The organism is Mongoliibacter ruber, assembly GCF_003003005.1.
In the GTDB taxonomy this organism is placed as follows: domain Bacteria; phylum Bacteroidota; class Bacteroidia; order Cytophagales; family Cyclobacteriaceae; genus Mongoliibacter; species Mongoliibacter ruber.
Window position 1 is genome coordinate 413,841 of sequence record NZ_PVTR01000002.1, and the last position, 14,669, is coordinate 428,509.

Genomic DNA, 14,669 nt, shown 5'->3' on the forward strand with positions numbered 1-14,669 from the left:
AAAATCAGGAAATTTTACTTTCCAAAGCCCAAAGGTATTAAAAACCTGACTTGATATACTTCAAAAGAGAATAATAGCATTTTTCTAGTTCAGGAAAAGCATCACGGATTTCAGATTTCCCATTCATACTCTCCATATTTTCAGCTCTTTTGGCCATTTTATGGAGTTTCAAGCTAAGTGCCATTCCTTTGATTTTGTGAAGGAGGGACACAATTTCCGCTTCATTGAATTTGGATATGGCCAGTTTGAGCTGATTTAGACTTTCACTCAATTCTTGGGCTCCTTCAGTTAAAATATCTTTAAACAAATCTTCATCTCCACCCAAAAGATTTAAAAGCCCTTCTTTGTCAAAAATGTCCTTGTTGATTTCCTCTCCCTTAGATTCTGGGTTGAGGATTAATTCTGTTACCTCTAGCAATTTTTGTTTTTCTATGGGTTTGGTAAGAAAATAATCCATACCGGCCTCCATGCAGTTTTCCCGCTCACTTTGTAAAGCACCGGCAGTAAGGGCTACTATAGGTACCCTGATTTTGCCTTTTGTTTCGAGTTCCCTTATTTCTCGGGTAGCTTCATAGCCGTCTTTGACAGGCATTTGTACGTCCATAAAAATCAAATCCGGGCTTTCTTTTCTGTAAAGGCTTACTGCTTCTTGCCCATGCTGCGCTTCGATGATTTGTGCTTGAGGATAGTAATTACGGATGACGGTTTTGAGTAGCAGCATATTGAGTGAGACATCTTCTGCTATCAGAATCTTCAATTTATCTTTGCTTTTTCCTCCTATATTACTTCCATTTCCGGATTCACTGTCAGGAGTAATTTTATCTGCAATCTGATTGTTGCTCAGTTTGTTGAGGCTGTAAAAAAGTTCGGATATTTTGGCAGGCTTGATGAGTTTGATGTCAATAGACAGTTCCTTAATATGTTGGTCAAGCTTCGCATCATCTGCAGAGCTGTAAAGTATAATCTTTGGTTGTTTCTCCGGATACTTGGTGGATAAGAGCTTTTTCATTTCTCTTATTGTACTGATGCCATCCATAAATGGCATATGATAATCCACGATGTATACGTCGAAGTCAGCCCCTTTTTCAAGAAGTGTCAAAGCTGAGATTCCGTTGTCAACCGACTCGGACTTTATACCCCAATGGGCTAGGATGTCTCTAAGTATAATCCTGTTATTCTTGTTGTCATCGATTACCAGTACTTTTTTGATACTTGTTATCTCCCCGGTTTCAATTTCAGACTTTGAACTGTAAGGTTTTCTGATGGAAAAAGAGAATACAGAGCCTTTTCCTTCTTGAGATTCCAGTGTTATTTTGGAATCCATTTTTTCAGCAAGCATTTGGGAAATCACCAGTCCGAGTCCTGTACCTCCAAATTTCCTTGTGGTAGAAGAATCCGCCTGCGAAAAGGACTTAAATAGCTTGTTTTTTTGTTCCTCTGAAATTCCAATGCCGGTGTCTCTGATAGAAAAAGTGAAGATACCTTCCTCACCGTCTGGCTCAAAATTGACACTTAATTCAACCTCTCCTTTTTCTGTAAACTTGATGGCATTACTTAGTAAGTTGACCAGAATTTGCTTCAGTCGGATTTGATCTACAATAATATAGCGAGGAATATCCACCTGAATATTGAGAAGGAATTCGATATTCTTCTTGGCTGTATTGTACTTTACAATATCAGCTGTTTGCTCTGCAAGCTCTACCAAGTCTGTTTCTACTTCTTCCAGATCCAGTTTGCCTGCCTCAATTTTTGAGAAATCAAGGATGTCATTGATTATTCCTAAAAGTGAGTGGGCGGAAATATTGGCACTTGTGACATATTGTAACTGCTCGTTATTGAGGTCTGTATTGATCAGGAGGTCTGTAAATCCAATTACCCCATTCAATGGTGTTCGGATTTCATGGCTCATATTCGCCAAAAACTCGGATTTGGATTTATTGGCGGCTTCAGCTTCTTCTTTTGCTTTTATAAGGCTTCGCTCCAAGGTTGCCCGCTTTTTGATATTGACGAGCATTTCTGCATAGACGAGTAGTAATTGTTGCTCAGTATCGGAGTAATGGTGCACCTCATTTACCCAATCAAATCCTACAAAACCCATGAGTTCGTTTCCATTGAGCATGGGAAAAGTAATAAGTGTCTTGATACCCTGTGGTTCTATGATTTCTCTGAGCGTATCATCATCGAGGGTTTCAATATCAGGGACGCCGAAAATTTCTTTTCGTTGGTGTTTTTCCACCCAGTGAGGCATATATTCCATTGGCAAACCTTGAAGATTTGCAATCTCTGGGGTGATTCCCTCAGCACACCATTCAAATGTGTTGTTGCCTATCTGGTTTTCAAGATCATAGTCAAAGATATAAGCCCTGTCAGCCTCTACAAATTGGGCAAGTTGCTCCAAAGAGTACTGAATGTTTTTTTCCAGGTCTTTGATGTCCATGTTGATATACGTGGAGGAAATATCAATCATGATCTGCTGAAGCTTCAACTGTTTGTTGATGGTCTTTTGGGACGCTTCATGCATGCTGATATCTTGAATCAGTCCTATCAAACGCACCGTTTCACCATTTTCGATGATAGGGTTGATAGAGATTTTGACTGATTTTTCTTTACCTGCCGGAGTGATCAAGGTTGAAGAGATTTCATTTTTGTTTTGATTCTGAATGGAATCCTCTACAGCTTGTTTAAGTTTTTTCTGACCTTCTGGATCAAGGTATTCAAGGTTCTTATTGGGGTCTGGGTGGTAGCTTTTATCTAACTCATAGATTGAATAGACTTCATTTGTCCATTTAAAATCCTTCCTGACCAGATCCCACTCCCAGCCACCAAGATTGGCCATTTTTTGAGCATCATTCAGAAGTTGCCGATCTCTCAATTGCTGAAGGGCTAATTTTTTTCGCTCACTGATATCACGAGAACTGGCAATCACATATCCTTCACCATCCATTTGTAGGTATTTCACTGTGACTTCCACAGGTACGATAGCCCCCGTTACAATATTTTTGTTCACGCTCTCAATGGTCAAAAAATCAACTTTTTTTAATTCTTCCAGGTGAGATTCCCAAGCTTTAGGATCTTCGAAAGTTTTTTCAAAATCTCCTACATGATATTGATCTGAGTCGCTCATTTGGATTCCAAGCCTATCACTTGATGTCTTATTGATATAAAAAAGCTGCCCATTTTCCGTGGCTATCTGCACACCATCTGATGAGTTTTCTATAAGGCTTTGCATTAACCTTAATCTCTCTTCTACTGATTTCTGACTTGGCATATTAAAACAAAAGATTTTGTGGGCTGAGGGAGTATAGGATTTTTAATTTCTAGCCAATTTCCACTTATATACAATATTCATATAAGTTTTTTCTATTCCAAAAACGATTTGAAATTAGGGATGAAATGCTGTTTTTCATAGACAAATGGTCTATTAAATTTCCTTATTTGAGAATTTGAATGAATGAATCCATAAATGCTTCTCTCGAAAAGAATTTCCATCTCTCACTGCCTTTTTCCTCAAGCCTTTTTTTCAATAAGGGATCATCGACTACCAATCGTATTTTAGCAGCAAGATCGCTTACATTGCCTGTCTGATGTATCACAGCGGCATCTCCTGCAATTTCTTGAAGAGCGGCCTGATCTGAAATGATCACAGGTATCCCCGCTCGCATAGCTTCTATCACGGGAATTCCAAACCCTTCATTAGAAGATGGAAAAACATAGGCAAAAGCATGGTCATAAAGGGTTTTGACTTCTTTATCAGGCAAAAATCCTGTCAACTTCACCCGCTGTTCCAGTTTTTTTTCATGTACTAGATCATATACCTTGTCATAATCGTCCAAGGCTTTGCTAAGTCCTCTTTCTCCAACCAAGACAAGCGCTATATCTTCAACTCCCTGAGACAGGACTTCTGCATAAGCTTCGACCAATACAGGAAGAAGCTTTCTCTTATCAAAACTTCCCACATGGAGGAGGTATTTGCCTGATTGAAGGCCAAATGTCTTCAAAGCCTCATCAGAATCGGATTTGGGAAGTAACTTAGGGCATTGGTAAATGACCTCAATTGGATTTCCAATACCTGAATATTGAAGCAATGCTTTTTTTGAATACTCACTTGTTGTAATAACAATACTGTCTCCTTTGAGGCCTTTATGTATCATTTTGATGAAATATTCTCTCCAGCGAGCATTATAATTTTCGGGCATTTGCCAGAAAAAGGCATCATGTACAACAGTCAGTTTTTTACAGTGCAAGGGAGTGGCTGGAGCCACAAAGTCAAAACAAATCAAAGTATCAGCTTTTTCTGTTCTTACTTTTAATGGTAAAATAACCTGTTTCCAAAGGAAGTAATAAATGTGATACCAGAGTTTTCTCCACTTTGGAACATTGCCTCTGAAAAATGTTTTCTCGGATTGTTTGGCAGGGTCATGTGTGAAAATCCAATCTATATGCGCTTGCGGATTTTCCTCAACAGCTTTGCTGAATTCAAGCATGTAGGTTTTGATTCCAGTCAGGGCCGTGTTCAGGTAAAAGAAGTCGACCAGTACGCGCTTTTTTTCTTTCATGCCAATACTGGTTTTTGGTAACGTATGGACTGATAAGCATTGACACTGTATCCCAGCATCCACCAGGTAATCCAAGACACGTAAGTGTATACCTCGGCATTGGCGGTGAAGAGCGGCAGGAGTAAGCCTACTCTGACAGCAGCCGCTACAAAAGCAAGCCTTGCGGTCATGGTGTTATCAGTTTGGTTAAACACTTTGAGGGCTGTAACAATGGCATAGCCAAGGAGTAAGATGTACAGAAACATGCCCAGCCAACCCAATTGGACGCCATAGATTAAAAATTGGTTTTCACCGCCCACACGGAGTTCATCTTCCACAGAGCCAACATTGCCACTCATGGCTAACCCTATTCCCATTGGATTGGCAATCATAGAATCCAGCGCCAAAAGCCATTCAACCAAATGACCAACGGACGAAGTATTCTCGAATGTGATGGTATCCACTACGAAGAAATAGAAATCCTCTGAAGCGAAAAACAGCACATAAATCACAAAAAGGAGGACCAATCCAGCTCCTGAAAGTATAAGCTTATACAACCTGAAAATAACTGCCACAAAGAAAATCATTACAAAGAAGGCTAGAAATGCTGCTCTTGACGCTGCAAAAAACAAACTTCCTAGCGAACACATCATCACCACTGTAGGAATCAGCCAATTTTCCCGCTTGCTAGTCAAAAACCAAATCAGACCTGCAGCAAAGCCCATCAATACGGAACTGGCAAGTTCAAGAGGATCCGAAAAAAAGGAAGCCAATCTTTTGGTAACAGCTTGTGTTTCAAAAGTCCAAGTCAGGTCAAAATGTCCTGTTGGCTCAATGTCATTGATAGCCATATTGAATAAGGCATATCCTGTAAGTGATTGAAGATGCGTGTCTATAGTCTTTTCGAAAATATTGACCAAAAATGCCCCTACTGCAATAATGAATATCCCACGAAATATCAGGCGTACTTCCTTATCCGAAAAACGGGTATTTCTTCCCATAAAATAGACCAAACCCGGAATAAGCATATTTTTGAAATACAAAGCTTTGTTGACTGGACTGGCTGCACCTAGAGGTAAAATCATGTAGGCTAAGGCCAAACCCAGGAAAGCAAGGTAGAAGTAATCTACAGTATGTAGACGGAAGGGGTATTCGAATATGTTTTTTTGAAAGAATAAAAATCCTGCAAGGGAGGCTAGGACTACGATTTCTTTCAGGAACTGAAAGATATTCACGATCAATGGCGAGTTCGTCGCCAGGTATACAACACTGAGTGTAGTGATGTAAAATGGAAGAAAAAAGAGGAGAAAATATACCCCATATTCCCATTTGCTGTGCATCAACATTTGGTTGAGCACCCAAAAGAGCAATACCGTAGTCAAAAGCGATATCAATAAAAAGAATATCAAGGACATAATGGGTCGGAGCTTTGATGGTCCATAAATAATCCGTCTCTGATGCCTTTGGCTACAGCTTTCATTTTTTTGAACCTTCCTCTGACACAAAAGTAAGACATCCAGCCAACATACTTCAATAGATGGTAAGGCCATGCTAATACAGCATTTATTGAAGAATGATGCCTGCGAAGCTGAAAGAGTTGGTTTCTGGAATGTAAGTAAAAGACTGTAGGGCTTAGCACTCCTTCCTCGGAGTTGTTTTTGGAAGATGCATTCCCTTCATGATAAATGATGCTCTTTGGGGCAAGTTTGATCTTAAAACCTGCTTTTCGGATTCTCAGTGACCAGTCTACATCTTCGAAATAGGCAAAAAAGGCATTGGCCAATCCCCCTGTTTTGGTTAGAATTTCATCTGAGAACAGCAAACAACATCCAGTAGCCCATTCAAGGTCTACTTCTTCGATTTTATAATTTTTGAGCCTTTTTCTATCTCCTAGCGTTTTGGAAATGCCCAGCAAGTTATTGTATGCCCCTCCTGCACTCCATATGATTTCCGGTGAATCTTGAAAAAGTATCAAAGGTTGGACTAAGCCTATTTTTGGTTCAGACTCAAAACAGTCCATAAGTCTATCGAGAAAATCAGGGCTGACCTCTGTGTCATTGTTGAGGAGCATGAAATACCGGAATCCCAAATTCTTTGCATGCTGTATGCCGATGGTGTTTCCTCCAGTGAAGCCCAGATTTTTTTCATTGGGTAAAAAATGATGCTGCGGAAATTCAAGTTTTAATTTTTGGAGAGAATCATCTTCAGATCCATTGTCTACCACAAAGACAGCATATTCCGGATAGCTGATTTTCTCCAAAGAATGCAGACAGCTTCGGGTATGGGAATAGCCATTCCAATTAAGAATGATGATGGCTACCGAAGAGTGCTTTTTGGAATCCATAGAAAAGGTCTTTGTTGTTTTTGTAGATCAATATTGTACAAATCATGAAAATCACCACTTCGGTGGAAAGGAGGGCAATGCAAAGCCCTACACCTCCAAATTGGGAAGTAAGTCCGATAGAAGCAAATAACATGAAAACACACATTTGCCAAGAAGCTTTGAATAGTTGGTCTTTTTGGTCGGTCACAAGCAGCATAGTGACATTGATGATATTCAGACAAGCTAAAAATGGTACAAAGGCCAAAATTTTCAGAAATAAAATGGCTTCTTCCAAGGGCTCTTTCGCCAGCACTTCCACAATAAACGGGGCGGTAAAGAAGGTGAAAATCGATAGGCCAGTTCCCAGTGAAAGGGTTACGAGGTAGGTTTTTTTTAGAAAATTAAAAAAACCAGGCAAGTTGCTTTGGTACAGCTTGGAAGCATTTGGATAGATAGCCTGAATGATCAAAGCTGGCAGCATGCGCAATACCATAGTAATTCTTTCGGCCAAACTAAACATCCCCAAGGTAGCGGCTGCGGAAAAAAAGCTTAGCACAATCAATCCGCCATTGATGGAAATGTGAGAGGCCAAGTTGGAAAGAAAAAGCAACAGGTTTTCTTTCAAAGACAAGTAGATCTGTTTAAACCGAGGTTTGTAAAACCGGATTTCAAGAGCATAATGGATATAGAGCAACAGCAATAAATTGATGCCCAAAGCAGAACCTCCTAAGAGAAAATTCACCCATTTGGCTTGTTCTGGCCTGTGAATAAACAAGACAATTCCCATCAAAAACAACAATTTGCTGAAGACATTGGCGATGGAAATCAACTTCATTTTTTCCATCCCCTGGAAAAACCATAAGGGTAACGTGGCTTCAGAAAAAAGAAGCAATACTGAAAAGACCAATATAACCTGGTATTCTGTAAACAATCCAAGTCCATAAACCCCTATCAAAATCAAAAGGGTAGCGAGTGTGGCAAGTAGAAATTTGCTTGAGATGATATTGGAAAAAACATGAGATAACTGTTCTCTATTTTCTTGGATAACAGCGACCTCTCTTGGGCCACTGAGGTTATACCCAAAACCTACCAAAATATTCATCAAGATGATGACAGAAAGGGCCAGGTTTACCAGTCCAAACTGATCTACTCCGATTGATTGAATGAGCAATGGCATTGAAATCAATGATATCAGGATATTGGATGCTTGGATGATCACCAGAAAAATAAAGTTCTGAATGGATTTGTTCCTAATCAGGTGGCTAAATGGAAAAGAGGATATTTTTTCAAGCATTTCAATTCTCCTATCCTTGTTTTTCTTCTATATGAAGTCGGTACAACTCACTGAAATAAAGGTAAAGCAAGGCAAATAGGCCTAAAATAACCGCGCCAAATACCATCCCTTTCAATAACTTGATTTCGGTTCTTTTGAGTGGAAATCTTGGAGTATCGATAATCTGAATCAAAGGAGAATTATTGCGGTGGTTGACTTTGGCAATTTCAAGGTTTTTGACGATTTCTGTGTACACAGCTGTAGAAGCCTGCACATCTACCTGTCGCTTTCTCGCGTCGACAGTGGCCGCCTGCAATAAGGGGTTTGGATTAGGTACCCTATCTGTGCTGCTGGCAAAAGCCAAGAGACTTTCGTCTAAAATTTTTCTGACGCTATCTGCCTGTGATTGTAAGATCAAAAGGTTCTCTGCAGTTTTTTTGGTTTTGGTCTCGAAGTAAAAACTGTTGACCTTCTCCACAAGTGTTTCATTCAATACCTTTGCGAAGGCCTCATCTTTAGAAGATACATTTACCTGAATGATGGTAAGTTTTCGGTTTGGCTTTTCTACTGATAATTGCTTTTCCCGAATCAGCTTTGCGATTTCTTTGACCACAGAGTCTTGAGAGACGGAGAAGTTTTCACGAGGGATAGAAAAATCCATTCCACTGAGGTCCACTTTTCTTTTCCACTTACTCTCCAACTCATTGAAACTGATATAGCGGTCAATTAAAAGTTGGTTTTCATCAAAGTCGCTGAGCAAAGTTTTGCCGAGCATATTGTCAGAGCGGTAAAGCTCCATGATATTGTCACCTTGAAAAAGCCCACTGGAGGATCCCAGGGAGCCAATGTTGACACCCACCAAAGAGGCAAGTCCTGACATTTGTCCCAAACCGGACATATCCGACTCTTCCAACACAAAAGTGGTTTCGGCATGATAAACAGGTTTTTTTAAAATAGACGCTATGGCACCCAAAGCCAAACCTACCAAACCTACCAAGAGGAGTGTTTTCCATTTTCCCACAAAATAACCAGTCCAATACTTAAATCTTAGGACCACTTCCCTCAAGGTGATTTTATCATCTACGATATGTTTTTGATCAGCCATTTTTTAAGGGTTGGATTGTGTAGGGGTGATTTGGGTGATGACAAGTACCAATGTGGCCAGTCCTGTGGCTATTCCCACAAATTCTCCTGGTCTTATTGGCAACCTTGGCCCTTTGGTTGGTACTATGATCTCAGATCCTGGAGTCACAGAAGGATATGCTCTGATTCCCAAGAAACTTTTGGTTCTTCTGACTTCGCCATTGGCATAGACGATATAAGATCTTTTTCGATTGGCTCTATTGTCAAAACCTCCAGCCCGGTTGATGTAATATTTCATGCCCCTTTCTTTCTCAAACCTAACAGTAGCTGGATAAATTACATCCCCCCTTAGGCGAACAGTTTGGAGCTGTTTTGGAATTGAAATAATGTCTCCCTCTTCCAGAATCAAATCTACACTCGAACCTGGATTTCTTATAATAGCATCAAGATCTATTGCGACAGCTTCCGTTTGTTGGATTTTGATCGGTGCCAAATCAGGTCTCTTTTCAGTAATCCCTGTGATCAAATCCTTTCTGGATTCGGCCACAGCTTCACCTTCTCTTCTTTCCTGTGGAACATTATCCAGGTCTTTGAAAAGCCTTTCCAATAACAACTCCTGCGCTTCTGTATTATTTGGATCCATAAGCATCCTCTGTTGCAAGTCCATCAAGTTTCTTTGTCTACGGATCTGTTCGGATTCGGTATCATAAAACTCTGTTCTTCTGATCAGGGTCGCTCCTTTTGGAAAAGCAAATCTGGTAAGTCCTCCAGCCCTGTTGATCACATCTGAAATGCGCTCTTCCGCTGACCTGACAGAGAAAATACCGGGTGAATTTACCTGACCTTCTACCTGCACAAGTTTGTCTAGAATGAAATTAGGTTTTCTCCTGATAATCACCATGTCATAAGGCTCAAGTGATGTGGGGTCTGCTTGGGGAATAAGGCTTTCATTTAGTTGAACTGTGATCAGGTCAGAAAATGCACCTGCATCAGCATCCTGAGATCTTCTTGCGATTTCTACATCTTTGACATTAGCAGCTTCTCTCAGACCACCTGCCAAAAGGACCAACTCCTCTACTGACATATTTTTGGAATAAGGGTAAGTTCCTGGATTTCTTACCTCGCCGTTTATTTGTACATAAAACTCCTCTTTGAGATCGTATATGCTTGAAATGCGAACCACATCTTCACGGCTAAGTGGAATATCGGGTGTAGCGCCGCTGATGACATCCCTTAAGTTGATGGTGATGAGTTCTGTGCTGAGGTCATCATAAGTTCTCAGGATACTTGCCCGCTCAAGATAGGCATCACCACGTATGCCATCTGCATTTTTGATCAGCTGGCCAAGTGTAAGTCCGTCGGTAAGGGCAAAGTTGCCTTCACGGAAAACAGCACCTTTGATCTGTACCCTGTTGGCAAACCTGTCCAAAACTTTTCCTACATGATACTCATCGCCTCCTTTGACCAAAAAGAGACCAAATTGGCTGTTGAAGATATCCGAAACAGCCCTTTCACTACCACTTATTCTGGTGACATTGATTCTGTCTTTGAATGCCTCATCAGTAAACCCACCTGCATAGCGCAAAACATCTTCGAAGGTATTGCCTTCTTTGATTTCAAATATTCTAGGGCGCTTTACTTCTCCCTTGACAGTCGCTCTGGCAATGAAAGGGTCCACCATTACGACATCCTGATCCTGTAACTGAAAGTCTAGGCTTGCTTTTCCGTTGACCAAAAAATCATAGATGTCGATACTAGCTACGGGATTGCCACCTCTTATAATTCTTATGCTTCTCATGGAGCCATTATCATTGGGTCCACCTGCTGCATAGAGGGCATTGAAAACTGTGCTGAATGCACTGAGGGTGAAAGTACCCGGTAATCTTACCTCACCTACCAAATGAACTTGTATGCTTCTAATATTCCCCAAAGTGACCTGGACAAAAGTGCTAGGATTCGCCCCACGAAGGCCTGTATAGTAGTTTGACAGTCTATTTCTGATAATCCCGGTAGCTTCTTCTATTGTTTTGCCGGACACAGATATAGGGCCGATATTATCCAATATCATGAAACCGTCAGGGTTGACTGTGGCTTCATAGTATTGCTCAGATTCGCCATAGATATCCACATATACCATATCTCCGGATCCGAGGATATAGTTTTTTGGAGTGGCAATATTGAGATTGGGCTCGAAGCTTAACTTCCTGTTTTGGTTGTAAAAAAGCTCGGCTCCAAATATATTCGATGGTTTATCTTCCAATGACTGTATACCATCTCTCTTGTATTGGAAGATGTTTTGGGTAATTTCTGAAAGGTCAGTTTGCCTTCTTGGATCCCTTTTGGATGCTGTGGTTCTAGAGCGTGATGCAGCTCCTGTCAGTTCCAAGTCTTTGATCCTTCTTTCAAGTTTTTCAGCTTCTGCCTCAGGAAGGCCTCTAAGCTTTGCCATCTGAACCAATTCTATCTCAGAAATGCCAGCTTCTTCAGCCCTTTTGACCAATTCACGGATTTGGGCATCGCTGAGCTCATCCACTTGAATGTTGGCTATATCTGCCATGGACTGTGAATAGGATGCTGTGGGAAGCATGATAAAAAGACTACATGCAAAAAGGCAAAAGAAGAAATTTAAAATAAATTTTCGGGCCAATTTGGGTGCAAATGATGAGTGCTCTGTCATATTGATATTGCCTGTTTCTTAATCATCAGGAAGGATATCCTGATGCGTCAAATGGCATTTTTTCCAATTAAAATAGAAGAAAATCAGCGTAAAGATAAGTATTCCCAGTTGTAAAGAAATATTAGCCCAAAAAATCTCAGACAAGGCGATTATTCGGTGCAGTTTTTACAAATGTCGATTTGGGTCCTGTCTCTTAGCAGCTGCTGTCTGAATTTATCGTAATGGACATTTTTCCAGATTTCTTCAATGGGTTTTTCCTGGATGTTGCCCATGACGTGAGATGCATCTTTGTCAAAGCAGCAAGGGACCATTTTGCCATCCCATGTGATCACTGCTCCTTGCCACATGCGCCAACATTTGTTTTCTATTTTCTTTTTCAATTGCCATTTGCCATTTTTAGCCTTTACATACCTGGAGTATTTTTCAGCTTTGGGGATTAGGGGAGAACCATTTTCAAAATTATAAACCTGTGTGGTCTTCAGTTGTAGCTCATCCACCCCCACATTATATGCCCAATTTTGAAGGGCTGGAATTTGGTGTTCGTTTTTTCCTGTAACCAAAAATTGAAGGACGATTCTTGGGAAATTTTGTCCGGAATCTCTTCTTTTTTCAACAAGAAGAGATAGACCTTCTTGGACTTTGGCAAGCTTGCCGCCTATCCTGTAGTCCTGATACACTTCTTGGGTAATACCATCCATGGATACGATCAACTGTTTGAGACCGGAAGCGATGGTTTTGTTGACATTTTCCTCGCTCAGGTAATGGGCATTGGTGGAGGTAGCGGTGAATATTCCTGCCTTATGGGCATAGGAAATCAGTTCTGTGAATTCCGGGTGTAAAAAGGGTTCTCCCTGAAAGTAGAGATGCAAGTAGGTGAGGTGAGATTTGGATTGGTCAATGGCTTTTTTAAAAAGCGCAACATCAAGCATACCGGTTGGGCGGGTGAAGCTCCTCAGTCCGCTTGGACACTCAGGACAGCGTAGGTTACAACTCGTAGTAGGTTCGATGGAGAGTGTTGTTGGCATGCCCCATAGCATCGGCTTTTTCAACAACCTACTCCAATGAAAGGAAAGGTAAAGCCTCAGGTAGTTGGACATTTTGGCCCAGTTGAGGTAGTTAACAAAAGCCTTAGCTGTGATCCATTGGTTATTCACACTTTCAAATTTGTCAAAATTTATAAGAAACCAAAAGTAGGAGATTATTCCGGAATCAAGACTGCATCAATGCCGTGAATGACGCCATTCAAAGTCAATGTATTGATAAAATCTGGGATTAGCCGGCTCTCATTGATCAATTGATCTCCTATATTGACTGTCAGGGGGCTACCCTCAAGTAGGGATTCCAAAGGTTCCTCGTCTCTCAAATCTTGAGAAAACAATCGGGAAGCAACAACATGATTCAATAATATATCCCTTAAAGTATTGATAGGCACTTCGTCCAGACCATTGATTCCCAAATCATCGAATAAAGATTCAAATGCCGCATCAGTTGGTGCAAATAGGGTCAAATTGTCTTCAATACCACCTGAAAACTCTTCCTCCAAACCCGTAAGTTGAATCGCTTCGATCAATAGTCTGAATTCAGGTTCTGAGTTGGTTGCGGCATTGCCCAAAAACTGCAGGATATTTTCACTAGGAGGTGTAATGACAAAATCTATCACGTGAATGATCCCATTGTCCGCATTGATATTGGTACTGGTGAAACCAGCAATACCGTTGAGCCATAAGTTGCCATTGACGGCTTCAGAAAAATAGAAAGGTACAGATAAGATTGATTCTCTTGGTCCCAAGTTGAAATTCTGTGAAGGGAGAAGGCCTTCAATGACGTGGTAACTCAAAAGAGTTTGTAAAAAAGGGGATTCCAATAGCTCTGTGCCAGTGATGAGGTTGGCTTCCAAATACCTATTAAATGCTGCATTGCTAGGAGCAAAAATGGTGAATGGACCTCCGGAGGCGAGGGTTTCTGCCATTCCAGCGGCGATCAAAGCCTGCACTAAAATGGTGTTGTCATTATTTTCCAAAGCTTCCATGATGTTGTTGCTAGGTGGAAAAATGACCGCATCAACCATATGGATCATGCCATTTGTGGCCTCAATGTCCCTTCTGATAATTGATACCTCTTCATTGAGACGGATATTGCTTCCTGTTCCTGTGATGGTCAAAGAAGCTTCAGGCAGAAAGGTCTGAAAACTTCCTGCACTGATATTTCTCGAAAGTAGCCTGCCATTTACTATATGATAAAGTAAAAGGCCTTGTAATACATCTGCGGGTATTTGACGGATGTTGGTGACGCCAACTTCTCTGAATAAATCTTCAAAGGCCTCATTGCTCGGGGCAAAAATAGTGAAAGGCCCTAGATCGGATAATGGTTCTGATAGCAAGGCCAATTGCACCGCTTCAGTAAAAATGGATAGTTCAGTGATTTCCTCAACCGTACCAAATAGGTCAAACTCATTTTCCGGAGGCAAATCGCCCTCAATATTGCAAGCCTGCATAGAAGAGAGGAATGCTACAATACCTAAGAGAAGGAGAAGTTTACGCAATATCAAGGTCATTTATTTTTCCCGAATGTGAATATAAGTCTAATACAGCAAAACTAAGGATAAGTTTTGTTTTTGGTCTTGGCTTCTAACAAATAGCTTATGAGAGGTTAAAAATCCTGAAAAATGCACGATCCTGAAAAGACTTCAATAATTTTGTGGAAGAGAGATTTAGAATTGTCATTTTTGACTCTCCTAGAAGTAGTCCTGATTAATTATACATTTCACAAAAAGCTGAT

General features: G+C 40.7%; 9 protein-coding genes. All 9 read right to left on the minus strand.

The features are described 5' to 3' along the window. Positions 1–37: 37 nt before the first annotated feature. The 9 genes from CLW00_RS05025 to CLW00_RS05065 all read right to left on the minus strand — a co-directional run bounded on the left by CLW00_RS05025 (position 38) and on the right by CLW00_RS05065 (position 14,445). A complete protein-coding gene (locus CLW00_RS05025; RefSeq protein ID WP_146131369.1) occupies positions 38–3,268 on the minus strand; it encodes a response regulator in 3,231 nt (1,076 codons plus the stop codon). A gap of 163 nt (positions 3,269–3,431) precedes the next feature. Then, positions 3,432–4,556: a glycosyltransferase family 4 protein gene (locus CLW00_RS05030; protein WP_106132555.1), complete on the minus strand. Its 1,125-nt coding sequence runs from the start codon at positions 4,554–4,556 to the stop codon at positions 3,432–3,434. Then, positions 4,553–5,950 carry an O-antigen ligase family protein gene (locus CLW00_RS05035; RefSeq protein WP_106132556.1) on the minus strand — a complete coding sequence of 466 codons (1,398 nt, stop codon included), beginning with the start codon at positions 5,948–5,950 and terminating at the stop codon, positions 4,553–4,555. The genes CLW00_RS05030 and CLW00_RS05035 overlap by 4 nt, the downstream gene beginning before the upstream one ends. Next, positions 5,941–6,879 (minus strand): glycosyltransferase family 2 protein, encoded by a 939-nt coding sequence (locus CLW00_RS05040; protein WP_106132557.1) that lies wholly within the window; start codon positions 6,877–6,879, stop codon positions 5,941–5,943. The genes CLW00_RS05035 and CLW00_RS05040 overlap by 10 nt, the downstream gene beginning before the upstream one ends. Beyond that, the gene (locus CLW00_RS05045) at positions 6,836–8,152 is read right to left on the minus strand and encodes an oligosaccharide flippase family protein (protein WP_106132558.1); all 1,317 of its coding nucleotides are present in this window, start codon (positions 8,150–8,152) and stop codon (positions 6,836–6,838) included. Before CLW00_RS05045 ends, CLW00_RS05040 begins: the two co-directional genes overlap by 44 nt. A gap of 10 nt (positions 8,153–8,162) precedes the next feature. Next, positions 8,163–9,236: an exopolysaccharide biosynthesis protein gene (locus CLW00_RS05050; protein ID WP_106132559.1), complete on the minus strand. Its 1,074-nt coding sequence runs from the start codon at positions 9,234–9,236 to the stop codon at positions 8,163–8,165. A 3-nt stretch (positions 9,237–9,239) separates the two neighbouring features. Then, positions 9,240–11,801 carry an SLBB domain-containing protein gene (locus CLW00_RS05055; protein WP_245917172.1) on the minus strand — a complete coding sequence of 854 codons (2,562 nt, stop codon included), beginning with the start codon at positions 11,799–11,801 and terminating at the stop codon, positions 9,240–9,242. A gap of 239 nt (positions 11,802–12,040) precedes the next feature. Beyond that, positions 12,041–13,045, minus strand: coding sequence for a radical SAM/SPASM domain-containing protein (locus CLW00_RS05060; protein ID WP_425437937.1), 1,005 nt, complete (start codon positions 13,043–13,045; stop codon positions 12,041–12,043). Positions 13,046–13,089: 44 nt separating this feature from the next. Further along, positions 13,090–14,445 (minus strand): fasciclin domain-containing protein, encoded by a 1,356-nt coding sequence (locus CLW00_RS05065; protein WP_106132560.1) that lies wholly within the window; start codon positions 14,443–14,445, stop codon positions 13,090–13,092. Between the last annotated feature and the right edge of the window lie 224 nt (positions 14,446–14,669).

Coding starts and splice junctions, on each gene's coding strand:
- CLW00_RS05055 (WP_245917172.1), bottom strand. CDS start 11,801: ATGCTTCCCACAGCATCCTATTCACAGTCCATGGCAGATATAGCCAAC.
- CLW00_RS05045 (WP_106132558.1), bottom strand. CDS start 8,152: ATGCTTGAAAAAATATCCTCTTTTCCATTTAGCCACCTGATTAGGAAC.
- CLW00_RS05025 (WP_146131369.1), bottom strand. CDS start 3,268: ATGCCAAGTCAGAAATCAGTAGAAGAGAGATTAAGGTTAATGCAAAGC.
- CLW00_RS05040 (WP_106132557.1), bottom strand. CDS start 6,879: ATGGATTCCAAAAAGCACTCTTCGGTAGCCATCATCATTCTTAATTGG.
- CLW00_RS05050 (WP_106132559.1), bottom strand. CDS start 9,236: ATGGCTGATCAAAAACATATCGTAGATGATAAAATCACCTTGAGGGAA.
- CLW00_RS05035 (WP_106132556.1), bottom strand. CDS start 5,950: ATGTCCTTGATATTCTTTTTATTGATATCGCTTTTGACTACGGTATTG.
- CLW00_RS05065 (WP_106132560.1), bottom strand. CDS start 14,445: ATGACCTTGATATTGCGTAAACTTCTCCTTCTCTTAGGTATTGTAGCA.
- CLW00_RS05030 (WP_106132555.1), bottom strand. CDS start 4,556: ATGAAAGAAAAAAAGCGCGTACTGGTCGACTTCTTTTACCTGAACACG.